The organism is Anaerolineales bacterium, from assembly GCA_015075625.1.
Taxonomy (GTDB): Bacteria; Chloroflexota; Anaerolineae; order Aggregatilineales; family UBA2796; genus UBA2796.
The window spans coordinates 1142933-1165831 of sequence record JABTTZ010000001.1; the positions used below are offsets into that span (position 1 = coordinate 1142933).

23 protein-coding genes are annotated in these 22899 nt (G+C 57.2%); 8 read left to right on the top strand and 15 right to left on the bottom strand.

All coding sequences use genetic code 11. From position 1 onward, the window contains the following. Nucleotides 1-14: 14 nt before the first annotated feature. Nucleotides 15-1259 (bottom strand): MFS transporter, encoded by a 1245-nt coding sequence (locus HS103_04800; GenBank protein ID MBE7512117.1) that lies wholly within the window; start codon nt 1257-1259, stop codon nt 15-17. Between the two features lie 382 nt (nt 1260-1641). Here HS103_04800 and HS103_04805 point away from each other — a divergent pair, with 382 nt between their 5' ends. From HS103_04805 to HS103_04815, 3 genes are all read left to right on the top strand, one after another. After that, nucleotides 1642-2157: an FHA domain-containing protein gene (locus HS103_04805; protein MBE7512118.1), complete on the top strand. Its 516-nt coding sequence runs from the start codon at nt 1642-1644 to the stop codon at nt 2155-2157. A gap of 234 nt (nt 2158-2391) precedes the next feature. Next, nucleotides 2392-3807 carry a PD40 domain-containing protein gene (locus tag HS103_04810; GenBank protein ID MBE7512119.1) on the top strand — a complete coding sequence of 472 codons (1416 nt, stop codon included), beginning with the start codon at nt 2392-2394 and terminating at the stop codon, nt 3805-3807. 119 nt (nt 3808-3926) lie between these two features. After that, nucleotides 3927-4601: a ribulose-phosphate 3-epimerase gene (locus HS103_04815; GenBank protein MBE7512120.1), complete on the top strand. Its 675-nt coding sequence runs from the start codon at nt 3927-3929 to the stop codon at nt 4599-4601. A 201-nt stretch (nt 4602-4802) separates the two neighbouring features. Here the strand turns inward: HS103_04815 and HS103_04820 are convergent, their stop codons facing one another. After that, nucleotides 4803-6173, bottom strand: a complete 1371-nt coding sequence (locus tag HS103_04820) for an LCP family protein (GenBank protein ID MBE7512121.1) — start codon at nt 6171-6173, stop codon at nt 4803-4805. 220 nt (nt 6174-6393) lie between these two features. Between HS103_04820 and HS103_04825 the strand changes: the two genes are divergently transcribed. Then, on the top strand, nt 6394-7416 hold the full coding sequence (locus tag HS103_04825; protein ID MBE7512122.1) for an NAD-dependent epimerase/dehydratase family protein: 1023 nt from the start codon (nt 6394-6396) through the stop codon (nt 7414-7416). Nucleotides 7417-7516: 100 nt separating this feature from the next. On the opposite strand, the gene rsmI is transcribed toward HS103_04825, so the two are convergent. After that, nucleotides 7517-8272: a 16S rRNA (cytidine(1402)-2'-O)-methyltransferase gene (gene rsmI / locus HS103_04830; protein MBE7512123.1), complete on the bottom strand. Its 756-nt coding sequence runs from the start codon at nt 8270-8272 to the stop codon at nt 7517-7519. Between rsmI and HS103_04835 the strand changes: the two genes are divergently transcribed. Then, nucleotides 8247-9083, top strand: a complete 837-nt coding sequence (locus tag HS103_04835) for a hypothetical protein (GenBank protein MBE7512124.1) — start codon at nt 8247-8249, stop codon at nt 9081-9083. The genes rsmI and HS103_04835 overlap by 26 nt on opposite strands. A 121-nt stretch (nt 9084-9204) precedes the next feature. Here the strand turns inward: HS103_04835 and HS103_04840 are convergent, their stop codons facing one another. The 5 genes from HS103_04840 to rlmB all read right to left on the bottom strand — a co-directional run bounded on the left by HS103_04840 (nt 9205) and on the right by rlmB (nt 12771). Next, nucleotides 9205-9813 (bottom strand): hypothetical protein, encoded by a 609-nt coding sequence (locus HS103_04840; protein MBE7512125.1) that lies wholly within the window; start codon nt 9811-9813, stop codon nt 9205-9207. Between the two features lie 112 nt (nt 9814-9925). Further along, a complete protein-coding gene (locus tag HS103_04845; protein ID MBE7512126.1) occupies nt 9926-10831 on the bottom strand; it encodes an ATP-binding protein in 906 nt (301 codons plus the stop codon). A 9-nt stretch (nt 10832-10840) separates the two neighbouring features. After that, on the bottom strand, nt 10841-11185 hold the full coding sequence (locus HS103_04850) for a hypothetical protein (protein MBE7512127.1): 345 nt from the start codon (nt 11183-11185) through the stop codon (nt 10841-10843). Between the two features lie 224 nt (nt 11186-11409). Continuing rightward, nucleotides 11410-11946 (bottom strand): hypothetical protein, encoded by a 537-nt coding sequence (locus HS103_04855; protein MBE7512128.1) that lies wholly within the window; start codon nt 11944-11946, stop codon nt 11410-11412. Nucleotides 11947-12006: 60 nt separating this feature from the next. Continuing rightward, on the bottom strand, nt 12007-12771 hold the full coding sequence (gene rlmB, locus HS103_04860) for a 23S rRNA (guanosine(2251)-2'-O)-methyltransferase RlmB (protein ID MBE7512129.1): 765 nt from the start codon (nt 12769-12771) through the stop codon (nt 12007-12009). Between the two features lie 90 nt (nt 12772-12861). On the opposite strand from rlmB, the gene HS103_04865 reads away from it, so the two are divergent. Both HS103_04865 and HS103_04870 read left to right on the top strand, forming a co-directional pair. Next, entirely contained in the window at nt 12862-14661 is a 1800-nt protein-coding gene (locus HS103_04865) for a thioredoxin domain-containing protein (GenBank protein ID MBE7512130.1), read from the top strand. A gap of 72 nt (nt 14662-14733) precedes the next feature. Further along, nucleotides 14734-15039 (top strand): GlsB/YeaQ/YmgE family stress response membrane protein, encoded by a 306-nt coding sequence (locus tag HS103_04870; protein ID MBE7512131.1) that lies wholly within the window; start codon nt 14734-14736, stop codon nt 15037-15039. Nucleotides 15040-15201: 162 nt separating this feature from the next. Here HS103_04870 and HS103_04875 read toward each other — a convergent pair whose 3' ends face one another. From HS103_04875 to HS103_04900, 6 genes are all read right to left on the bottom strand, one after another. Continuing rightward, entirely contained in the window at nt 15202-16554 is a 1353-nt protein-coding gene (locus HS103_04875; GenBank protein MBE7512132.1) for a WXG100 family type VII secretion target, read from the bottom strand. A 423-nt stretch (nt 16555-16977) separates the two neighbouring features. Beyond that, the gene (locus tag HS103_04880; GenBank protein MBE7512133.1) at nt 16978-17244 is read right to left on the bottom strand and encodes a hypothetical protein; all 267 of its coding nucleotides are present in this window, start codon (nt 17242-17244) and stop codon (nt 16978-16980) included. Between the two features lie 251 nt (nt 17245-17495). Beyond that, on the bottom strand, nt 17496-17966 hold the full coding sequence (locus tag HS103_04885; GenBank protein MBE7512134.1) for a hypothetical protein: 471 nt from the start codon (nt 17964-17966) through the stop codon (nt 17496-17498). A gap of 11 nt (nt 17967-17977) precedes the next feature. Further along, entirely contained in the window at nt 17978-19483 is a 1506-nt protein-coding gene (locus HS103_04890; GenBank protein ID MBE7512135.1) for a WXG100 family type VII secretion target, read from the bottom strand. Nucleotides 19484-19618: 135 nt separating this feature from the next. Further along, on the bottom strand, nt 19619-19768 hold the full coding sequence (locus HS103_04895; GenBank protein ID MBE7512136.1) for a hypothetical protein: 150 nt from the start codon (nt 19766-19768) through the stop codon (nt 19619-19621). A gap of 92 nt (nt 19769-19860) precedes the next feature. Further along, on the bottom strand, nt 19861-20148 hold the full coding sequence (locus HS103_04900) for a hypothetical protein (GenBank protein MBE7512137.1): 288 nt from the start codon (nt 20146-20148) through the stop codon (nt 19861-19863). Nucleotides 20149-20397: 249 nt separating this feature from the next. On the opposite strand from HS103_04900, the gene HS103_04905 reads away from it, so the two are divergent. Further along, nucleotides 20398-21381: a class I mannose-6-phosphate isomerase gene (locus HS103_04905; GenBank protein ID MBE7512138.1), complete on the top strand. Its 984-nt coding sequence runs from the start codon at nt 20398-20400 to the stop codon at nt 21379-21381. 321 nt (nt 21382-21702) lie between these two features. On the opposite strand, the gene HS103_04910 is transcribed toward HS103_04905, so the two are convergent. Then, nucleotides 21703-22860, bottom strand: a complete 1158-nt coding sequence (locus HS103_04910) for a citrate/2-methylcitrate synthase (protein ID MBE7512139.1) — start codon at nt 22858-22860, stop codon at nt 21703-21705. Between the last annotated feature and the right edge of the window lie 39 nt (nt 22861-22899).

The window sequence follows — 22899 nt, forward strand, 5'->3', positions numbered from 1 at the left end:
CCCTCGCGCTGTATTTATGAGGCGGGAGGGTGTTTCTTTTTGTAGGCGGTCAGAACAGGGAGTGATGCCGCCGCAAAGAGCGCCGCCACCAACAGCCCCACCGTTCCAAGCATGTACGGTCCAGCGGGACTCACCGCGTAGCTAGAGGGGACGGCAATCGGACCGACAACGCGCCCCAATGCCTGTACGGATTGATTGCCGCCTTGTACCTTGCCTTGTTCTTGGGCGCTGACCGCGCTGGACATGAGTCCGGTGATGGCGGGGATGATCAAGCCGTTCCCCACCGCGACGAAAATCGGACAGAAGTAGACCAAAAATTCGACCCGTAAAAGGATGGTGAACGAGGTGAGGGCAAAGCCGCCCGCTTGGATCACCAGTCCGGCAATGGCTAAGCGCCCTTCGCCAAAGCGGGGCAGCAAACGCCGGATGAGAACCCCCTGGGTGATGATCCCCATAACGCCGACAATGAAAAAAATCACGCTGGTTTGGCTGACATCCCACCGAAAGACATCTTTCAACATCTGTCCCAAGTTGGCTTGCAAGAGAGCAAAAGCAACCGCCCAAATGAACACTGCCGTCAGCAGCAGGCGCGTTTGGGGCAGGGTGAGGGCGCTGAACAACTGGGTGAAGGGGTTTAGGCGGCGGGCTTCAACCTTCTGGCGTTTGCTTTGGGGGAGGCTTTCGGGCATGACAGACACGCCCCACACGGTATTCAACAGGGTTACGATTGCCGCAAAATAGACGGGCGATTCGTAGATGCCGGTGATCGAATAGAGCAGCCCGCCAAGCGCCGGACCGACGACGAACCCCAACCCGGAGACGGCCCCAATGACGCCGAAAAAGCGCGTGCGGTCTTTTGGCTCGGTAATATCGGCGGCGAAGGCGTAAATGGCGGCGAGGTTGCCGCCCGTGATGCCGTCGATAATCCGCCCCAAAAAGAGGATTGCCAACGAGCCACCAATGCCAAAAATAAAGTAGCCAAAGGCAGACCCGACAAGGCTGATCAGCAAGACGGGGCGTCGCCCAAAGCGATCACTGAGCGCCCCCAACAAGGGGACGAAGAAAAACTGAAAAAAGGCATAGGACGAAAACAACATGGCGATCACCGTCGCCTGATCGGGCGGGGCGACGTATTTCTGAACAATGAAGGGGTAGACCGGATTGATGATCCCAATGCCGGCAAGGTTGAGAAAAGCGGTGATCAAGATGAAGGTTCGCGTGCTGGCAGTGAGGCGAATTTTGGGAAAACTGAGGGTCATGAAGAAAGCCTATGTGTTGGTAATTATTGGCATGTACAAGCGCATTGAGCCGGCGAAATTCCAAGAACCATCGTTAACCCCAACGGGCTAACCTTAGTGCCTATCGGCAAATTCAGGTTTGGTTTGTAATCAGGGCAGTGCTAAGAAAGATACCTTTGGCAAGCACCGCACCCTGAATGCCATCAACAATAGGGGGATGAAGGTTTGCCCTAAACGTTACCTGTAATTTACGGATAGACCCTTAGGTGAAAGATGAACGCCCACTCTACCGCTGTAAGACTGAATCCCACAAGAGCCTAGCATGATTGGTTGGTTTTCGCACCGTTCTGGGCTAGACTAGGGATGTAGATTGCCATCGTATGTGATTGGACGACGGGACACTATGCAGAAATGCCCCAATTGTAAACATGATAATCGTCTGGGCGTGGTGTTTTGCGAGAACTGCGGGACAAGTCTGATTGGTGCAGCACCGCTTGGGACAAAAACCTTTGAGAGCAAGGCGCTTTCCATGATGGCAGAGACGACCCTTCACTTGGGGTCGGATGTCTTTATGGTGGGGATGCTTTTGAAGATTGTGGTCGATAATGCCACCTCCCTGCTGCTGAAATTTGACCGCGAGCTTGTCTTTGGGCGGAAAGACCCCGCCACCGGGACGATGCCTGATGTAGACCTGACGCCCTTTGCTGGCTTTCGGATGGGCGTTAGCCGTCGTCATGCGATCATCCGCCATACGCCGGACAACCGCCTTGACTTGTGGGACATGGGCAGCAGCAACGGAACGTTTCTGAACGGGACACGTCTCACGCCGCACCGTCCGTTTCGCTTGCACGATGGCGATCAAATACGCTTGGCGCAAATGCCTATCCAAATTTATTTTCAACCCGCCGCCACAAGCTAACATCGAAAGACACACATTGAACCTCTTGAAGGCGCTATGATTGATAGAGGGGTTACGCCGTTGCCCTCACCTCCTCTCCCCCTGTGGGAGAAAGGGAAAAGAGGTGTTGAGAGGGTTTCCCCCTCAACTTCCCCCTTTTGATGAACGAGGGGGTAATCGTGTCTAACGGCGTAAGTCCTATGATTATCTTTCTCTAGTTTGAGGACGAACTCATCTCAAAGGAGTCTGGAAGCTATGCCTAAACGAGTAATTTTGATGGTGGCTCTGACACTGGTGTTCATTTTTTCCAGTGTTTCGGCGCATCTCGTCGCTGCCCAAGTACCAAGTTTTAGCCCGCGTGTCTTGGCGTGGAATCCGAATACGGCGGAATTTGCCTTCTATGGTGAAAACGGCGCGTTTGCCCTCGTCACCACGGCTGCCTCGCCGCGTGCATTGGCAGTCCCCTGCTTGCGCTTTGGCGATAACCTGATTTACCACCTCGGCGCAGATGCCAGCGCCCCCCAAACGGTGGTCAACCTGATCACCGGCGCCGTTGTCCCCTTGGGGGATAATCACGGGGCTGCCTGCACGGTGAATGGCTTCATCCAAGTCAGCCCCTTTGGGGGATGGTTGGGCGTCCTGCGGCTCAACGCCGACGCGCTCAAACTGCCCTTCACGGTAGGACGGCTCGATATTTTGAATCCTGTTGATGGCAGCAACCAACACAGCACCACCGATGTCACCGCCTACAAACTCTACAACGATGGGGCGCTCATGTTGCAATTCTTTGCCAATAGCGATGGCGACGCGAACGCCGCCGATTTGCGCTGGTGGGATGGGGCAAGCGAGCGCCTCATTGAGCAGGACATTCGCCCTCTTGAAAACTGCGTTTTCACCAGTGGGCGCGTTGTGCGGGCGGGCGATGGTGTCTTTACCTTGTTTGGCGAGAAGTGTGAAGGCAAAGGGACATCCTGGCGCTTGATGCGTTCAGCCTTTACGGGCGGCAACAGCACGAATATTGCGCAAGGGAAAGCCGGCGGGGCGTACTTCCCCACCGTGGCAACCAGTGATATTTTCGTCCTTCCGGGCGAAAGCGCCTTGTTGTTGGTTGTCCCCAACGGCTTGAACTTGGAGATCGCTGATCTTGTCCGCGTCAACCTGAGCGATGGGGTGGTCACCACCGCCGCCACGTTTGTTGTCACGGATCGGCATCCGGTGCAGCCGCGCCGTTTCCTCTTTAGCCCCGATGGAAAGACGCTCGCCTTCATCACCCGCACGGGCAGCGGCGCGGAGACGCTCTACACCCTGCGCCTTGATGGGGCAGCCGAACCCGCCAAGATCGTCGGCGGCAACCGCAGTGATCGGATCAACGGCGTGGCATGGTCGGGCGATGGATCGCGCATTTACTATGCGACAACGGGCGATTCCAACTCCATCAGCTACCTTGACCTCGCCAGCGGACAGCGGCGGCTGCTTGTGCGCGGTGTGTTTCAGGGCTTTGCCGTCTCTGCCGATGGGACGTTGATCGTCACCGCCAAAGAAAACAAGATCGATAACAAGGACATTCGCAGCAACTTGATTCTCGTCAATGTTGCCGAACAGCGCGAGACAGTCTTGGTGGAGGGACAGAAAGAAGGGCTTGCCCTGCTGCCCTTTGCCGTCGCTCGGTAAAGGGATTGTGCGGGCAGAGGGGAAGAACCCCTTCCCCCCTGCCCCCGTACACAAGAGTGGGCGCCCTCTGGAAGCGTCCCAACAGCCCATGAAGATGGTCAAGGTGACAACCGATAAGGATGGTTATGCCCGTCAAAATTGCCCCTTCTTTGCTTGCCGCCGATTTCACTCGCCTTGCCGAGGACATTCAGGCGGTGGCTGATTCCGGCGCAGATATGCTCCATCTCGATGTGATGGACGGGCGTTTTGTCCCAAATCTCACCTTTGGGATGCCCATCGTGGCGGCGGCGCGGCGCTTGACGACGCTCCCCCTTGACACCCACCTGATGATTGTTGAGCCAGAGCGTTACATTGGGGCGTTTGTCCGCGCTGGGGCAACGATGCTCACCGTCCATGTGGAAGCCTGCCCCCATTTGCATCGTGTTATTCAAGAGATCAAAGAGGCGGGGATACAGGTCGGCGTCGCCTTGAATCCACATACCCCTTTTGAGATGATCCGCGAGGCGCTGCCCGATGTGGATCGCATCTTGGTGATGACCGTCAATCCAGGCTTTGGGGGACAGCGTTTTATCCCCACCATGCTGACCAAGATCAATCAGATTTGGCGGGCGGTGCAGCCCATGCAGATGGAAGGGCGGCACATTGAAATCGCCGTTGATGGGGGCATTGATCCGCTTACAGCGGGGCAGGTCGTCCGCGCCGGCGCCGATGTGTTGATCGCCGGACATGCCATTTTTGGCGCATCGGAAGGCATTGTGGCGGGCGTCCGCGCCTTACGCGCCGCCGCCGAATAGGGCGGGGTAGGGCGCGGACGCCCGCGCTAGGAATAGTCACCCCTACGGGGCTTGAATACAAAATGGCTTGCTTTTCAAACCCCGTAGGGGGGGTTGGTCTCAGCCCGATGGTTTACCGTCGGGCGCAGCCGGACGCCAGAGAGGGCGTCCCTACGGGGGTGCGGGGGAACAAATGACGCGGACGACCACACGGTGGCGCCGCTACTCGCCGCTGTAATTTGCCCCGAAAACCTCTACCAGAAGCCTACCAAGCGCCGCCCGATTAGGGACGAGGACTTCCGCCCCGCTCCACATCACATCAGTCACATAGCGAAAATCGATCACCCCCTGCCGGATCGTCTGAATGTCTTTGACATAGAGCAAAAGGCGGACGATCTGCTCCAAACTCAGCCCACTTTTGAGGTGCTTATCTAGGGACGCCCATAATGAGGGCGCTTGGAGAATGAGGTTTGGGATCAAGCCCTCGCTGAGGATGCGCTGGCGGAGCGCCATGATCACTTCTTGCTGCCGCCGCGCCCGATGAATATCCGTTGAGCCGTGCCGCGTGCGGGCATATTTGAGCGCCATCGCCCCATCCATGATCTGCCACCCCGCCTGAATTGAGAGCGGATCATAGCCACCGTACATATCGGGGTAGAGCGGATCGTAAATGGACTCGGCAGCGGTGATCGGCACACCCCCAACGGCATCAATCAGGGTGGTGATCGCCTCAAAATCATAGACGACGTAATCGTGAATGCGCACACCGAGGTTGTACTGGACGGTCTGCATCGCCAAAAGTCCGCCGTACCCTGGGCGGGCGAGTTCGCCCAGAAAGTAGGCGGTGTTCACCTTTTGCAAGCCGTAGGCGTTGGTGACGACGGTGTTTTGGGGGATTTCCACGTAGAGATCGCGGGGGATGCTCAACATGCCCACGCTCTGCGTGAGGGGATCGATGCTGACCAAAATCATCGAATCGGTGCGGAAGGCTGTCCCCTTGTCGTTGGGGCGCTTGTCGATTCCCAACATAAGAACGGTGAAGCGTGCCTGTCCATCCCACGCCTGAAGGTCAACCCCAAGCGGGACAAGCGTCGGCTGGTTGGGGTCAAACACACCGGAGGGCTGGCTTGCCGAGGGGAGCGCAGCAGCATAGGTGGGAATAGTCAGCGTGGGCGTGGGCGGTTGGTTCGCCGCCGAAGACACGCCCTCGCGGTTGGCAATGACGCGCAAGGTAATAACACCCAAAACACCCGCCATGACCGTTACGGCAAAGGCGATGAGGGCAAGCATTGCCCATGTCATGCCATCGCGCCGGAAGCGCACGGGAGAGCGCCGCTGCCCCCTCACTGGGCGTTGTGGGGGGTGCGGTGGGGGTGGCGTCTGGGCAAGCATGTAGGGCGTTTGCGTCAACGACGATTTCGCCAATTTGGGCAGGGAGGATGCCCGCATAACAGCAGGCATAGGGATGGTCGGGAGATCGCCATCATGGGTGGGCTGGTCGGCGGCGTAATCGGCAGTGTGTTTGGTTGAGTGGTCGCCATGGGGGGCGTCCTCAAACCCCAAAATGTCGTCCTGATCTACGATGTTCGGCATGTGTTCCTAAAGGCTAGGCTGCAAGTTATCTCTCTCGTGATCAATTGTACGCTATCCCATGCAACGTGAAGGCAACGCCTTACCCACGCTTTCGTCTCTTTCGCCCCTTTTGCCCTTTTCGCCCCTTTTGCTCTTTACGCCTTTACGGGTATAGTGTTGCCCCAAGTTCCTCAAAAAATCGCGTTTGTGCGTTCTTTTTGCACCCTCTGGAGTCACTTTTATGTCGCAGCGCACGATTTTAATCACTGGCGCGAATGGCGAGATCGGTCATGGGCTGATCGCTTATCTTGCCGAACACACCCGCGCCCGTATTGTCGCCCTTGACCTTCACCCGTTGGACGAATCACTTTACGGAAAGGTCTACCGGACGGTGATCGGTGATATCACCGAGATGAACGTCCTCGAAAGCCTGTCTACGGGCTTTGATTTCGACACGATTTTTCATCTTGCCGCCTTGCTCTCCACCCGTTCCGAGCGGCAGCCGACGCTTGCCCACCGTGTCAATGTGAACGGGACGCTGAACATGCTGGAAATTGCCGTGATTCAGTCGCGCCTTCAGGGGCATCGGGTGAAGGTTGTCTATCCCAGTTCCATCGCCGTGTATGGCGTCCCAAATTTGGCAAGCAAAGCGGCAGCGGGCAAAGTGACCGAGGATCAATTTCCCACGCCGCGCACGATGTACGGGGTGAACAAGCTCTATACCGAGCAGTTGGGGCGCTACTACACACAGCACTACCGCCAGTTGGACGCCGACGAACGCTTTGAGCATGTTGATTTTCGCTGCATCCGTTTTCCGGGCGTTATCAGCGCCTATACGCTGCCCACCGGTGGAACGAGCGACTACGCGCCAGAGATGCTCCACAGCGCGGCACAGGGGAAGCCCTACAGCTGCTTTGTGCGGGAGGATACGCGCATCCCCTTCATGGTCATGCCCGATGCGGTCAACGCGATTATGACCTTAGAGAGCGCCCCCTACGAGCGGCTGACCCGCCAAGTCTATAACATCGGCGCGTTCAACCCCTCTGCTGCCGAGTTTTGGGGACGCACGCAAGCCGCCTTCCCCAACGCAGCAATCACCTTTCAGCCGGATGCGAAACGCCAAGCGATTGTCGATTCGTGGCCCCTCGATGTGGACGATTCCGCCGCCCGCAACGATTGGGGATGGTCGCCCGACTACAATCTTGAGCGGGCATTTGAGGACTATTTGATTCCGAACATCCGCCAGCGCTACGCGGGGGGCTGATCCCGCCGCTAAAAGGCGTGTCCGCAATTAGAAAAAGGAACATCTGCCAAGAAGGGTATCCCTCAAAAGAGACCAACTTGGCGGTGTTGATGTTTTTGGGTCAGAACCCCTTTTCCTGTAGACAGGGCGCGGGGCGTGGTGGGAGTCGGGTGGACGCCCCCTGTAGGATCACCGTCACCTCGCCGCGTGGGGGCGTCGCCGTGTAGTGATCGATCACCGCGCTGAGCGTCCCCCGTTGGAATTCCTCGTAAAATTTGGTCACCTCAAGGGCGACACAGACGGGGCGATCCCCTAAAACAGCGCGTGCTGCTCGCAGCGTCTCCACCACGCGGTTCGGACTTTCGTAGAAAACCAGCACTTCGGAGTACTCTGCCAGCGCCGCAAAAAACGCCCGCAGTTTCCCTTCGCGGCGCGGCGGAAAGCCCAAAAACAGCCACGCCGAAGGATCAAAGCCAGAGGCTAGCAGGGCGGTGAAGGCGGCATTTGCCCCCGGCAAGACGACCACGCGGACGCCTTGCTGTAAAGCTGCGCCGATCAATTCGTAGCCCGGATCAGCGATCCCCGGTGTGCCGGCGTCGCTGATCAAGGCGACATCGCCTCGTTCCAACGCCGCCAGCAGCGTGGTGATCTTCCCTTCCGGGCTGAATTCGTGAAAACTCGTTGTGGGGGTGGTGATCGCGTAGTGATCGAGCAGCTTTCGGCTGTGACGGGTATCTTCAGCGGCGATCAGCACACAGCCTTTCAGCACGCGCACCGCCCGCACGGTCATATCTTCCAAATTGCCGATAGGCGTTGGTACAATGTAGAGCGTGTTCATCATGAGGGGTAGTGTGCCAGACAAGCGCCAGTCCGACAAGAACGAGCCAGACCTTCCAGACCTTGCGGGGCTGCTGAGCGTGTTACAGCGCTCCCCGAAATATGCGGGGACGGCGGAAAGCACCCTGCGCGATGTTGCTGCCTTTGCCGTGCGCCACAGCAAAACGCCGAAAGAGGCTCTGAAAATGGCGCGGGCGCGGCTGCACAATATTGTTGCCGATTATTTGGGCGATCCCGATTATCCGGCTGCGGCGGAGCAGCTGCGCGGGGTGGTCGGCACGGAGCGCGACACGCTCTGTAAAACGCTTGCCGCTCAACATACCTCCACGCGGGAACGGTTGGCGCTGCTCCCCGCCTTTTATGAGCGCATCTTTGCCGTGACGGGCGTCCCAACGACGATCCTTGACCTCGCCTGTGGGTTGAATCCGCTTTTGCTGCCCTTTATGGGGCTGCCCGCCGAGGCGGTCTACCATGCTTATGATATTCACGCGGCACGGATCGCCTTTCTCAAGACGTTTTTCGCCACCCACTACCCACTAGCGCACGCCCACCTTCAGGATATTCTTGCCGAGCCGCCGACTATCACGGCGGAGGTCGCTTTGATCTTCAAGGAAGTGCATCGTTTTGAGCAGCGCCGTCATGGGACAAGCCGCGCCCTCTTAGAGGCGCTGGCGGGGGCGGGGGTGCCTTGGGCGCTTGTCTCGCTGCCGGCACAGGGGATGAGCGGGCGCAGCGACCTAAGCGCTAGTTACCGCCATTTGTTGGGGAAGATCATCGTTGGGGCGTCGTGGGCGGTGACGGAGGTTGTCTTTCCGGGGGAGATCGTTTTTTGCCTGTGCTTGGGGGTGTAGGGACGCGCCCTGGGGCGTCTGCCCGACCCTGCCCTAAAGGACAGGGCTGAAAACAGGGAAAGACCGTACCCCGTTTTTCGTAGGGACGCCCCCTGGGGCGTCCGGTTAACCCTGCCGCATCCTACCCCACGCAGGCGGTGGGGATATAACCATTCAACACCCCACTGACGAAAATCTCTGTCCACGACGATCCATCTGCCGCTGTTTTGGGGGTGGGGTTTACAAACCACGTTTGCCCGCCCCGGATCGCCGCGCCGTTGGCAACAGGGCTGCCGCCCGGCTCGTTAAAGACCGCCACATCACAGGTGATTGTCCGCAGTTGGAAGCCCTTCGGCACGCTGCGCCCGCCGTCACCCGGGGTGCAAAAGACATACGAACTAAAGAAGGATTGTCCATCCCAAAACCCGGGATCGCCTGTGTTCGTGTAGAGATTCAGCGTCCCCCAAACAAAAAATTCGACAACCGTTCCGGCGGGTAATTCAGGAAAGGTGAATGCCGCCTCAAATTTCCCGTCAACCACTGGTAGGATGATGAAATGTTCCTCATCGGTATAGGTGCTATAGGTAGAGAGGGAGACGAAGGGACTGGTGGCTGTCCCCTTTGCCCAGAACGAATTACAGGTGATTTCATAGCTGGAGACATAGGCAGCGGCAGTGGCTGCCCCGCTTGGCATGGCGATTCCAGCAAGGAGAAGCATGGTGATAACGATCAACACAAGGAATTTTTTCATGGTGGGTTATGCCTCCTTATGAAGAAACGGCAATAACCCTCAAGTGTATACCAAATTCCAAAAAAGTAGAGTAGGGACGCCCCATGGGGCGTCCGGTTAACCCCGCTGCATCCTACTCGTTTGGAAACAAGCCGCTCAGAGCGAGGGGCTGCCCCACCTCGTGCTTTGCCTGCCGCACTTGATCGAGCGCCGCCCGAAAATCGGCTAGACTCACTGCCACATCGCGCCGCTCTGCCGCCGCTGCCGCCGCCAAAATCACCCCATTCAAAATATCCCCGCCGCACAATCCCTCACTCAATGCCGCCAAGCCTTCGGGCGTCACCTCCGGGGTGAGGGGCAGCGCGGCGGGCAGGTGGTAGCGCCACAGGCGAATGAGCGCATCAGCATCCGGCGGGGCAAAATGGACATGCGCCAAAATGCGCCGGACGAAGGCGGGATCATAGTTGGCGGCAAGGTTCGTAGCGAACAGCACCACCCCTTCAAATTGATCCAACTGCAACAGCAGCGTGCTGCGCGAGATATTCACCCCGTAATCCGCCGCTTGGGTGATGTTCGTCACGCGGCGGCTGAGGACGGAATCGGCTTCGTCAAAGAACAAGACGGCGTTCGCCAGCCGCGCCGCCTCAAACGCGGCAACGATGTTCTTCGGCGTATCGCCGACAAAGCGCGATTCTAATTGGGCGTAGTCAATGCGCAGGATAGGGCGTCCGAGGTGTTCGGCAATGCCCTCAGCGGCAAAACTTTTGCCCGTCCCCGGCGCCCCATACAAGTTAATGGCAATGCCACGCCCTTCGGGGTGAATAGCAGCCAAGCCCCATTCATGGTAAAGCTGATCGTGGTGTTTGATCTTCGCCAACGCCGTCCGTAACTGGGCTTCGGTTGCCGCGCTAACGACGAGATCGGCAAGGCGGCGGCGGGGGGTATCGGGCGTAAAGAGGCTCAAGGATTCTCCCAAATTTTCTGCCGGACGATCCGTCTTGTTTTTCTCACGGGCGTTCGCTAACCAATCAACGGGCATGGAGACGACCTACTTTCGGATGGTATAGTGATAGGATTCGCCGCGTTCCAGTTTAGCGCGGACATCGGCGGGAAGGTCTTCCGTCCGAACGGGGCGCGATTCTTCAACGTGGATCAGGTGATCCTCGGATTTTCGGTAGGTCAGGCGGGCGAGGGCGGCGACCATCCGCTGCCCGTTGACAACAACGCGATCCACGATCACCAACGCCGATTGCAGCGGGTAGCCAAGCCCTTTGAACTGCTCGGCGGCGCGGACGATCAGATCGGCAACCCAATTTTGGATCGCCTCCCAAAACAGGAAGGCGGCAAGAAAGATCGCCCCCACGCCGAGGATCGGAAGTAAGCCTTGAAACATGGCTAGTAGTCCATCAAGAAGATAACTCGCGTCATTTTCGTAGGAGCGCAAGGCGCTGCGCCCAGCGCCGCCCGTGAGCGCCCGCCGCTAAAGCAGCGGGCTGAAAACAGCCACCCCTTCGGGGCTTAAAAGGCAAAAGACGCCGTTCGTCTTTTCCCCTTTCTCCGCGTGCGGGGAAAGGGGCGGGGGATAGGGGTTCTTTTAGAAATTACTGTGGCGAACTACTAGATTGCCGCCCCCGGCAGGCTGTAGGCAAGCGTCACCGGCTCGCGCAGGCGGATCAGCCGTTCGCGCACGGTGTCGGGAATATCTTGCCACGCAATCTCGCGCTCTGCCCGCCAGCGCAAAAGCTGCGGGACTTTCCCATTCATCTGGCGGGGCGACATATACGCCTCTACCTCTAAGAACTGCTTGCCCTCGCGCTGCGAAAAGGTGATTTTGGCGTCGATCAGCGTTTGTTGAATGAGCGGCATAATCTCTGGGTGAGCGCCCTTGCCAAGCAAGTATTCCGCTGCTGCTTTCGTTTCAATCTCGCCGCGTGTCTCGTGCAGCCAAATGGCAATCCGTTCCGAAACCCACGCATCGACATAAGCCTGGTACTGCGTATCGGCAGGGATGATCGTGGCGCGGGCGGTTTTTCCGGCAAAGCCAAGCAAGCGTAAAATGCCTTGCCAAAGGAAGGTGAGAATCCCAAGTAAACAACCCGGGCTGGCTGCCGATGCGTCAGATCGATCCGATGGCGGTGTTCCGTTCGCGGTCATAGTGTGCATCCCTTCTAAGATGTAGTACGCGGCGCGAAGGGGAAGGTTGCGCCTCTATCCTTACTTTCCGCCGCTCCAGCCCGCCCACCCCCGCGCTTGCCATGCGGCGTAAAGCGCCACCGCGCCCACTGTGGAGACATTCAAACTCTGGACATGCCCGCGCATGGGAAGCGTCAGAACGAGATCGCACGTCTCTTTCACCAAGCGGCGCATCCCTTCCCCCTCGCTGCCCAAGACAAGCGCCAGCGGAATATTCAGATCGGCGCGATCCATCGGGAGCAAACTTGCCCCAATATCCAAGCCCGCCAGCCAAACGCCTTGCTCTTTGAGCCATTTCATGGCGTTGACAAGGTTCGTCACCTGCACCAGGCGCAGATGTTCCACCGCCCCGGAGGAGGCATTCACGACAGCCGGCGTGACCGCCACCCCGCGCCGATCTTGCATGATCACTCCGTGAATCCCAACCGAATCCGCCGCCCGCAGCAGCGTCCCCACATTTTGCGGGTCTTGGAGCAAATCTAAGACGAGGATGAAAGGTTTCTCTTTGGCGTCCGCCGCGCCATCGATCACCGCTTCCAGCGTGGCATATTTATAGGCATCCACACGGACGACGACGCCCTGATGATTCGCCCCTTGCGCCAAGTCGTCAATCATCCGCCGCCCTAGTTTTTTTACCGGAATGTTGCGGGCGCTGGCAAGGCTGAGAATATCGGTGAGCGCCCCTTTTTCTTCGGCGCCCTCAGCAATCATCAGTTGGGTTGGGGTGCGGCGGTTTGCCCGCAGCGTTTCCAAAACCGCCCATCGTCCATAAAGAATTTCCGCCATGCGCCCATCCTATCTTTGTGTGGTCATTTCTATCGCTTTTTTCAGAGGTTATTATAATCTTCGATATTCTGTGCGGTTAGGAGCAAGTTCATGAACCATCAACCACCGAGGGGAAAACGATCTTTCCTAAGCACCCTGTTGATCCCGCTGTGCCTTGTGGCGCTAGCAGGGATGATCCTCCCACGCTTGCCGAAGGGGATCGCCGCGGCGGATGGCGAGGGTGAGCTAAGTCTTGCCCAAGCCGCCACGAACACGCCGCCCCATACGCCAACAGCGCTTCCCTCGCAGCGCCCCTCATCGACAATGTTCCCCACGCGCACACCAACAACCCTTCCCTCGCCAATGGTGCTTCCCACCCGCACCCTGACCTTCACCCCAACGGCGCTGCCCACGCGGACGCTGACCCATACGCCGCGCCGGACAAACACGCTCACCCCCGTACCGACGCTGACGAATCCCTTTACGGGCTTGGCGTTTGTTGATTGGCGGGCGATTGATGGCGCCGTCCAGTTGGATCGCCCTGTCCGCTGGCAGGTGGAAAACCTTCAACGCGCTGGGCCAACGGCGTACATCTTCTTTCAAACGGGCGCTCCCGACACTTTTTTCCAAATTGCGGTGCTGCCCATTGCCCTTTTTGAAAACCCCGTGCTGACGGCGAACCCGACCAACGAGGCGCTGCTTGCCGCCTTTGTCGAAAATTACGATCCCTCCCTGTTGCAGAATGCTGAGCTTGCCGGCGTCAAGGCGCTTTACTATCCGCGCCGTGTCACCCGCGAGAGCAACCAAACGCGGCAGCAAATCAGCCTGACCATCGATACTTATGTGGCGCTTTTGGACTCGCAGATTTTCGTCTTTCTTCAGGGTTTGACGCCCACCGAGTTTCAGGCGGAGATGGCAACCGTTCTGACCCGTGTGCGGGAGACGGTGAAGATCGATGTGGCAAACGTCCGGCAGCAATATGCCTCCCTGCTGGCAACGCCCACGCCGCGCCCGACGAATACCGCCGCCTTCACCGCCACGCCGGATGTCTCCGCCTTTGTCATGCGCACGCTGACCGCCCGCGCTATACCGCCCACGACAACACCGCCCATCCAAGCCACCGTTGGGGCGATCATCGCCGCGACGGATCGGGCGATCTTTATTGGGACGGCGGTTGCCGCTACCTTTGCCGCCCAAACACGGACAGCACTCGTCTCGACGCCGAATATTCCGGCAACCATTGAGGCAGCTGTGTCCGGCACGCAAACGGCAATTGCTGGCGGGACACAGCCACCGCCGCCGCCAACGGTGGGCGGTCTTGCCGTCACCGCTACGGCGATCACCCTCGCCACGCCAACGCCGCTCACCATTCGGACAGTCCCAAGCCCAGACCCAGAACGTCCGGCGCGGGGCTTGCTGAACGCGACGATCACGCTGATCGAATATTCCGATTTCCAATGCCCCTTCTGCGGGCGGCATCACCAAGAGGTCTATCCGGCGCTCTTTGCCCGCTATGGGGATAAAATCCGCTTTGAGTACCGCCACTTCCCGCTTGATTCGATCCATCCCAACGCACGGCGGGCGGCGCTTGCCTCGGAGTGTGCCGCCGAACAAGGCATGTTCTGGGACTATCACGACAAGCTCTATGTCAATCAGGAGCGGCTCTCGCGTGCCTCGTTGATCCTTTTTGCCGGAGAAGTCGGCGTGCGCGATCAGACACGCTTCATTCGCTGTTTGGACAGCGCTCAATATGCGAATATCATTAACAAGGATGTGGAGGATGGGCAGTTCTACGGCATCACAGGGACGCCCACCTTCTTCCTCGTCTGGGAGGGCGGCTCAGAGGTGATCATTGGCGCACAGCCCTTGAACGCCTTCACCGCCGCCATTGACCGCGCCTTGGGCAAGTAGTTCGTTTTATGGGGCGATCCGTCCAGATTGCCCCTCGAAATGCACCTTAAGGAGTTTAAGGAGACCAACACGATGCTAGAGTTCATTGGAAATTTCATTGCCGGGTTAGTGAAAGCGCCGTTCGTCTGTGCCGGATGGGTTATTGTCGGCATCTTGGCGGGGGCGTTGGCACGGCGCATTGTGGGCGGGCGCGGCAATTTGTTCAGCGATCTTCTCTTGGGGATTGGCGGGGCGATCATCGGTGGGTTTTTATCGGGCTTGTTGGGATTCAGCTATCCCAACGGTGGGCTACCGCTGCTGATTGCCAACTTGCTGGTTGCCACCGTCACCGCCATCCTGTTGATCGTCGTTGGGCGGGCGGTGCGGCGCAGCGCGTAACAGGGGCGTGTCGTATGCCCAGACGGTAACCCATTACCCAATGGGTAACTTCCCGCCCTAAAGGGCGGGGCTGAAAACAGGGAAAGACTCAACCCGCGTTTTCCGTAGGGGCGACCCCGTGTGGTCGCCCGCGTTATTCCGCACCCCCATAGGGGCGCGTCCCTACGGAGATCCTGGCGCTGGCGCAGCTTGGATCACCGGCACCGGATTGGCGTTGATCACGGCGTGGAGTTCTACCGGAGTGATCACCTCTCCCGCCGCGATCCGCCCTAAAATTGCCTGCATGTCGGGCTTTTCCATCAACTGATTAATGGTTGTTTCATAGCCTGCCTGATAACCCTGACTGGGCGGGTAAAGCTGCTCCATATAGGCAACTACGCCCTCACGGAGCGCGCCTTCGGTGGTGAAGTTCGGTCCATGTGTCTCAAAACTCGTTTCAATCTGCCGTGCAGCGCGGGGCGTGATTGTCCCCTCAAAGACAACCGTCCCATCGGCGGCGGTGATGCGGGCGTAGGATGTGTCATCTTGGGTGTAGACCTCCCCGCTGAAACTGGCATCGGGGTGAGTGGCTAGGTAGGCATCCATGCTATTTGCCACACTTTCCAGCGCTCTGCCAGTATCAATGTCGTCTTTGTAACGCTCATAAAAGCCAGCGAACACATCGCGCATGGCGTTTTTCAACTGTCGTTCAACAAGGCTTTCGTAGTTGTCGGTGTAATCAACCGTGCTGCCTGTTGTGAACAGGTTTTGAAAGAATTCAAAGGTTGAACCAACTGCCCACCATGCCCCTTGTGCCGCCTGACCGAGAGCAAAACCGGAAAAGAAACTTCCCCCCGCTTTGGCGATCAAGCCAATCACGCCGCCAAGCAGCCCAGGACCAAAATTATCGGATGTGTTTTGCCAGCCGGAGACATCAAACCCTAAAACATTTAACGCGCTGTAAACCGCCGCTGTCAGCTTGTAGTCGATGTTGAACATCGTGTCTAAATAACGGGCGATCCCCGCCACATCACCGCGCAGATCGCCAATCACACTCGCCGCACCACTCCCGGTCACGGTGTCCAAACCATCGGTGCGTGTTCGGACGTTTCCCCCGTCATTTTGTTTGGCGCGAACGGGAATCCCGGCGATGGAATTAGCAACGGTGTCGTAGCTGCCGGTTGCCCTAGTCATCTCGCCCCCGAAGGTGGCGGTCTTTCCGAACGCCACCCCCTCTCCCCGAAACAAGCACCCTGCCTCATCTTCGTGCTGCTGTAGGGCATCGGCAATGCGCCGTGACGCCCGTGCCGCCTCTCCCAACACCTGAGAAAGGCGCTTTCCGGCGGGGAAAACGATCTCCTTCAGTTCACTGAGAAAGCGCATCGCCCCCTCACCGACCCACCCGCCCTGTTCAACAGCGGTGGCAACCCCCTGCACCTGTTCAAACAAGCGATGGACTGCCTCGCTTTCCTCCCCAAAAAGGGTGGCAACCTGAGACAAGGCATCATAATCGCATTGAATGATCCGTGCGCTCATCACATGACTCCTTTGTTGCAGTTGGTAAATTCTGATAAATAGCAAGGAAGGATTTCAGAATGGGCTGAGGCGTTGGAGAGTACTCCCTAACCGAGAAGGGAGTCTATCCATTTTTTACGGTCTGCTCCATGACGCTCACCCAACGGCTTAGCGGTGGTGTGGGGAGGGGCGGACGCCCCAGGGGGCATCCCTACAGGGCGCGGGGGAAACAAACGACGCGGGCGACCACACGGGCGTCGCCCCTACGGTGCGGCGTCAGACTTGCCCCCCTACTAAAGCACGGGGCTGAGATCAGGTTTTGTCTTTCCCTGCTTTCAGCCCCGCCCTTTAGGGTGGGGTGATCAACCTTAGCCCGATGGTTGGCGGGGGGTGAAGGCGAACACCCCAGGGGGCGTCCCTACCCCCATCGTGTTTTTCGATTCCTCACCGTTCTTCAGTTGGCGTGCCAGTTTCTGGCGGGGGGAGGCGTTGGTTACACTCTAAGAATATGTCTTCCCCATTAGCAAAATGGGAACGAAGTCCCTCTGTACTATAGGGTTGGCAACCTTTTGCCGTGATTGTGATTTTAAACATATCATCGCCATAAGCGCCCAAAGAGCCATCGAAGACACCCTCAGAATCCGTTGTCAAGATCAGCGGTTCGGCGTTGGTTGCCCCCTCCCACATGAATTGGGTTTGTATGCTTACCATGGTGATTTGGGCGTCTGGGATAGGGATATCTTTGACGGGTAGAGGATACCGTTGACGCCACACTACCCGCCTTTTGACCGGACTAGATCCGTACTCACAATCACAACGTCCAGTCGGGGCGAACTGACAGCCGACAAGAAACACAGTCAGCATCAGGATGCCAATGGGGGTTAACCCCTGCCACATTTTTTGGTTTCTCATCTCATCATTTAATAATAATGGAAATCCTCTAGAGTTAAGGTAGGTCCCTGTTATTCATTGTTTTCCGGGGTTGGTTCGGCGGTTTCTGAGAGAGGAACACGTCCTTTGCAGTCTAAGAGGACATCTCCCCCATCTGCAAAAAATGAGCGCAAGCCTCCAGTGATATAGGGGCGACAACCTTCTGCTGTGATCATGATAGCAAATGTATCATCCCCATACGCACCCAATGAACCATTAAAAACACCCTCCGCATCCGTTCTTAAAATGAGCGGTTCAGCGTTGGTTGCCCCCTCCTCAATGAATTTGGTTTGTACACTGACCATGGTGATTTGCGCATTGGAGACAGAGAATAATTTGGCGGGCAAGGGGTATGATTGATATGATACAACACGCCCTCTGACCGGACTAACCCCATACTCACAGTCACAGCGACCCATCGGAGCGATCTGACAACCGACAAGAAATACCGACAATATCAGGATGCCAAAGGGTATTAGCTCCTGCCATTTTTTTTGTTTCATCGTTGTTCCTCCTAATGGTTCGGATGAGTTGGTGGCGGTGGTTGATATGCTGGTGTATAGCCTGAGGGCATTGCTCCGGTGGCATGGTTTGAAGGCGTATAGAATGGGGCAGTGTTAGACGCTGAAACACCAGAGATGGAGATAATCACAGCACCGTTTACAACCGTATAAGGAACGATAAAGGACTGGTGAAACGTCCATTGTGAATAAACATCAAAAGCGCTTGCTACTCCATTTGCTTCTAAAGCGTGAAAGTCCCCAGCATAAATATCATGCGGATGATCAAAGGTGCCAAAAACTTGGGTAGACGCCTCCGGTGGCAGCGTAACACCCCTAGATTGTGCATAGAGATTATAGAGAGCGCCCCGATCTGGTGAGTCTGGCGGAAATTCTACATAGGTATAACCTGCAATAGCGCGGATGTCTGTTCCAGCGGGTAGCGTGCTTACAATTTTTCCACTCTTATCGAGAATCAAGACTGGCGTATTGGAGTCATAAACAACTGCCACTGTGTCTGTTGCACTGTTGTAGGCAATGGGATCGCCACGCCAATCATAGCGATCATAAAGTTCCATTGACTGGTCAACCGTGATTTGCAGTGATCCCTGATTTGGATTGGCAGGGTCTGGAATCAAGGTAAATTGGATAGTAGCGTTCCCCCCTGAGTTTACAGTAGATGTGCCGAGTGCACTTGTCATATCACCGCCAAAACGGGACTGAATCGACCATATAAGCGGATCATTGATTGTTAAGGGAAACCCAGAGATAGATTGTCCTGTCACTTGTTGTGCGAGAATATTGGCTAGAAGGACTATGGATTCAGCATTAAATTTCGCTGTAACACCGGGATGGTAAGTTCTATTTATGGTCACACCATCCATGAACTCTGAATTGCCCAAAATGTCATTCGAATCAACAAAGTGGGTAGTGCCTGCTGCCTGTAGGTAGTGGAACAACAAAAGTGAGGTTACTGTATCTCTACCGTTGACGAAAGCACCATGGTAGAGCTTTTCCCAATGCCCAGTGCGTGCAGCAATTTGCCATGGGTTTGTCGTCCATGGCTTTAGCCAATCAGGTAGGGTGTTCCATATGTTCCAATACGGAGATGTGCCTCCTTGAGCATGAGGTTTGCTCTGATCATCGTCATCATTGGGCTTGAACGGGCGTGCGTTGACGGTATGGAATGGGTTGCGTTGGGATTCGTAAAGAGCCATTTCCCCTTGAAAGAGCAGCCCCGCCTCGTCTTCATGCTGCTGGAGTGTATTTGCAATACACATTATTGCTTCTTTGCCTTCCCATAATGCCTGAGAAAGGCGCTTTCCAGCGGGGAAAACGATCTCCTTCAGTTCACTGAGAAAGCGCCTCGCTCCCTCCCCGACCCACCCACCCTGTTCAACGGCGGTGGCAACTCCCTGCACCTGTTCAAACAAGCGATGAACTGCCTCGCTTTCCTCCCCAAAAAGGGTGGCAACCTGGGACAAGGCATCATAATCGCATTGAATGATCCGTGCGCTCATCACATGACTCCTTTGTTGCAGTTGGCAAATTCTGATAAACAGTAAGGAAGGGTTTCAGAATGGGCTGAGGCGTTGGAGAGTACTCCCTAACTAACAAGGGAATCTATCCATCTTTTATGATTTGCTCCATGACGCTCACCCAACGGGTTGGCGGCGGTGCGGAGGGGAGCGGGCATACACAAGGCTGGGGGGGGTAAAGGGTGGGTGGGCAAACACGGTCAGGTCTGCTTCAGGGTCGCTCAGCGCTTTCAAAACGGCTTCATCTGCCGCGCCTACGGCTGCCAAGAGGGTGCTAAACTGGGGTTCTACAGAGCGGCGGCGTTCTCCACGACGATCTGGTGCGGCGAATGGAAGGGGGTTAGGGTGTGAACGCAGGACTAGCGCCCCATGATCCCGCAGACGGGCGTTTGAATATTCAGCAGGCAGCCCGTCACCATCAGGCAGCCGCAGCAGGCAAAGACGACAACGAGCAGGATTGCCAGGGGGACAAGGCAGCCCAAACGTCCCCAACTAGGGCGTCCGAAGTAGCTCATCACCCCGTTGACGAGGAGTCCCACCCATTCAAATATCCCGCTCACCCGAAAAACAAGTGGGGCGAGTACCGCCGTGCCGATCATCCCGCCAATGCCAATGAGCAGAAGGGTGAGAAAAAATTCTTGCGTCATGAGGGATAATGCCTGATCTGTGTGTATAAAGACGATATACAATCCCATTCTACCGAAAATGGCAAAATAAATCCGACAGCATTTTTCAAAGAGATTGACTCCTTAATGGTTGACAGCCCCACGTATCACGATAGACTTACCAATGGGCTAGGCAGTGGTGATCAAGGGGAAAACGAACGACGCCCGCCCTTCCTATAAGAAGGCTGGTTGCCGCCCAACCAGTGAGGGTACTGCAATCGATCAATCAATATGAGCGCATCCTCTGATCTCCCTTTGTATTCCCCGCTAACGCTTGCGCCCATCCTGCAAACTCGCGTGTGGGGCGGGCGGCGTTTGGCAACCCTTCTGGGCAAAACCCTACCGACGGCTGATCCCTACGGCGAATCGTGGGAACTCTATGGGGAAAGCCTGATCACGAATGGCATCCACACGGGCAAAACGCTGAACGAGGCGATTGCCGCCGACCCTCTCGGTATGTGCGGAGAGGCTGCCTCGCCACAGGGCGATTATGGGCTGTTGGTGAAATTCCTTGACACGCGAGCGTGGCTTTCTGTGCAGGTGCATCCCGATGATGACTGGGCGCGTCGGCTGGAAGGCGAACCACGCGGCAAGACCGAGTGTTGGTATGTGGTGGCTGCCGAACCAGAGGCACAGATTGCCTATGGCTTTGCCAAGCAAACCGACCCGACGGGCTTTCGGACGGCGCTTGCCGAGGGGCGGGCGAAAGACCTGCTTCAGTTTGTGCCAGTGGCAGCGGGGGATTTTATCTTCGTGCCGGCGGGGACGATCCACGCTCTTGGGGCGGGGCTGTTGATTTACGAATTGCAGCAGTCCAGCGACACGACCTACCGCCTCTGGGATTGGGATCGCCTCGGTTTGGATGGCAAGCCCCGCCCGCTCCATCTTGAAAAGGCGCTCCAAGTGACGAACTTTACCCCGCAGCCAACGGCGCACAGCGCCTACCAAACGAGGGCAGAGGTAGATTTTGAGGTGGCGGTACTCTGTCGTAGTCGGTTTTTCAACCTCACCCGCTGGACGGTACGCGGATCACGCTTTTTCTTAGAAAGCGATAGGAAAGAACGCCTTCTAACGTGCCTTGAGGGGCAGGCGACGGTCAACGCAGGGGCGGGCAATCCGCTGCTGATCGGAAAAGGGCAGACCGTTTTCATACCAGCGGCGCTCCAAACATGGGGGCTTCATGGGGATTGCACCGTCTTGGTGGCGGGGCGCTGAGGGCGCGTGGTGGGCGCGGAGTTAAAACGCCCGCGCTAAGGCTGCTCACCCCGTTGGGGCTTGAAGACAGCATGGTGTGGGTTGTCTTTCAAGCCCCATAGGGGTGGTTAGTCTCAGCCCGCTGCTTTAGCGGCGGGGGCGGGGTGGGGATGGGCGGGCGCCCCAGGGGGCGCGGGGTTAAAACGCCCGCGCTAAGGCTGCTCACCCCGTTGGGGCTTGAAGACAGCATGGTGTGGGTTGTCTTTCAAGTCCCGTAGGAGTGGTTAGTCTCAGCCCGCTGCTTTAGCGGCGGGGGCGCCTCAGGGGGCGTCCCTACAGGGTTTAGGAACGCTTCTCAATCGGCGTCCATGTCTTATCCAGGGGACCGACGTAATCGACATCGGGACGGATCAGGCGGTTATCTCCCCACTGCTCAAAGATATGCGCTGTCCAGCCTGGGATGCGGGCGATCCCAAAGAGCGGGGTAAATTGATCCATCGGCACGCCGAGGGTGTACAGGGCAATGGCGCTGTAGTAGTCCACGTTGGCGTAGAGATTCTTCTTGATGAAGTCCTCATCTTGGCGGGCATAGGTTTCCAAGCGGCTGGCAAGGGTGAACCACTTCAGGTTGTTCGTTGCCTCCGCCATAATCTGCGCCTTTTTCTTCAGCACAGCCGCACGCGGATCAAGCGCCTTGTAGACGCGGTGACCCATGCCCATAACGCGGCGCTTACCCGTTTTCACGTTCTCGTCAAACCACGATTCCGCCTTGTCGGGGTCGCCAATCTCGAAGAACATGCGCATCGCTTCTTCGTTTGCCCCGCCGTGCGCCGCGCCCTTCAATGTCCCTAGCGCAGTGGTGATCGCGCTGTACATGTCGGAGAGCGTGGAGGTTGTGACACGGGCGCTGAAGGTGCTGGCGTTCATGCCATGCTCAGAGAGCAGGACAAGGTAAGCGTCAATGACATCTGTCTCGTTTTTTGTCGCTTCCTTGCCGTGCATTGTGTAGAGGAAATTGGCGGCAATCGATAAATCCTTGCGGGGGGTGATGGGTTCTTTCCCCTGACGGACACGCTCCCACGCGGCGGTGAGGATGGGCGTTCGGGCAGTCAGTTCCAGCGCCTTACGCTTGTTCTGCTCTGGGCTGTTGTCATCCGCCTTTGGGTCAAACAGGGAGAGCATCGACACCGAGGTGCGCAAGACCGCCATTGGGTGGGCGTCTTTGGGGTACAGGTGCATCGCCTTGATCACCTCAGCGGGGACTTCCGCCGCCGCCTGAAGGGATTTGGTCAGATCGTCAAGCTGTGCTTGGGTCGGCAGTTCGCCGTTCCACAGCAGGTACACCACTTCCTCGAAAGAGGCATGTTCGGCTAAATCTTCAATCTTATAGCCGCGATAGATCAGCTTGCCCTCTGTGCCGTTGACAAGGCTCAGTTGGCTCTGACCAATGACGATATTTTGTAAGCCTTTTCCAGCAGCCGTTTTATCAGGCGCGGTCATAGTGTGAAACTCCTTTGGGTTCGTTCCATTTTGGGTGCT

What these genes read in the sequence shown, in the direction of transcription:
- rlmB (MBE7512129.1), bottom strand. Translation starts at nt 12,771, where the DNA reads ATGGCGGAAATTCTTTATGGACGATGGGCGGTTTTGGAAACGCTGCGG.
- HS103_04815 (MBE7512120.1), top strand. Translation starts at nt 3,927, where the DNA reads ATGGTTATGCCCGTCAAAATTGCCCCTTCTTTGCTTGCCGCCGATTTC.
- HS103_04850 (MBE7512127.1), bottom strand. Translation starts at nt 11,185, where the DNA reads ATGTTTCAAGGCTTACTTCCGATCCTCGGCGTGGGGGCGATCTTTCTT.
- HS103_04885 (MBE7512134.1), bottom strand. Translation starts at nt 17,966, where the DNA reads ATGAAACAAAAAAAATGGCAGGAGCTAATACCCTTTGGCATCCTGATA.
- HS103_04810 (MBE7512119.1), top strand. Translation starts at nt 2,392, where the DNA reads ATGCCTAAACGAGTAATTTTGATGGTGGCTCTGACACTGGTGTTCATT.
- HS103_04865 (MBE7512130.1), top strand. Translation starts at nt 12,862, where the DNA reads ATGAACCATCAACCACCGAGGGGAAAACGATCTTTCCTAAGCACCCTG.
- HS103_04890 (MBE7512135.1), bottom strand. Translation starts at nt 19,483, where the DNA reads ATGAGCGCACGGATCATTCAATGCGATTATGATGCCTTGTCCCAGGTT.
- HS103_04805 (MBE7512118.1), top strand. Translation starts at nt 1,642, where the DNA reads ATGCAGAAATGCCCCAATTGTAAACATGATAATCGTCTGGGCGTGGTG.
- HS103_04900 (MBE7512137.1), bottom strand. Translation starts at nt 20,148, where the DNA reads ATGACGCAAGAATTTTTTCTCACCCTTCTGCTCATTGGCATTGGCGGG.
- HS103_04880 (MBE7512133.1), bottom strand. Translation starts at nt 17,244, where the DNA reads ATGGTAAGCATACAAACCCAATTCATGTGGGAGGGGGCAACCAACGCC.
- HS103_04845 (MBE7512126.1), bottom strand. Translation starts at nt 10,831, where the DNA reads ATGCCCGTTGATTGGTTAGCGAACGCCCGTGAGAAAAACAAGACGGAT.
- HS103_04870 (MBE7512131.1), top strand. Translation starts at nt 14,734, where the DNA reads ATGCTAGAGTTCATTGGAAATTTCATTGCCGGGTTAGTGAAAGCGCCG.
- HS103_04800 (MBE7512117.1), bottom strand. Translation starts at nt 1,259, where the DNA reads ATGACCCTCAGTTTTCCCAAAATTCGCCTCACTGCCAGCACGCGAACC.
- HS103_04855 (MBE7512128.1), bottom strand. Translation starts at nt 11,946, where the DNA reads ATGACCGCGAACGGAACACCGCCATCGGATCGATCTGACGCATCGGCA.
- HS103_04820 (MBE7512121.1), bottom strand. Translation starts at nt 6,173, where the DNA reads ATGCCGAACATCGTAGATCAGGACGACATTTTGGGGTTTGAGGACGCC.
- HS103_04840 (MBE7512125.1), bottom strand. Translation starts at nt 9,813, where the DNA reads ATGAAAAAATTCCTTGTGTTGATCGTTATCACCATGCTTCTCCTTGCT.
- HS103_04875 (MBE7512132.1), bottom strand. Translation starts at nt 16,554, where the DNA reads ATGAGCGCACGGATCATTCAATGCGATTATGATGCCTTGTCTCAGGTT.
- HS103_04905 (MBE7512138.1), top strand. Translation starts at nt 20,398, where the DNA reads ATGAGCGCATCCTCTGATCTCCCTTTGTATTCCCCGCTAACGCTTGCG.
- HS103_04825 (MBE7512122.1), top strand. Translation starts at nt 6,394, where the DNA reads ATGTCGCAGCGCACGATTTTAATCACTGGCGCGAATGGCGAGATCGGT.
- HS103_04910 (MBE7512139.1), bottom strand. Translation starts at nt 22,860, where the DNA reads ATGACCGCGCCTGATAAAACGGCTGCTGGAAAAGGCTTACAAAATATC.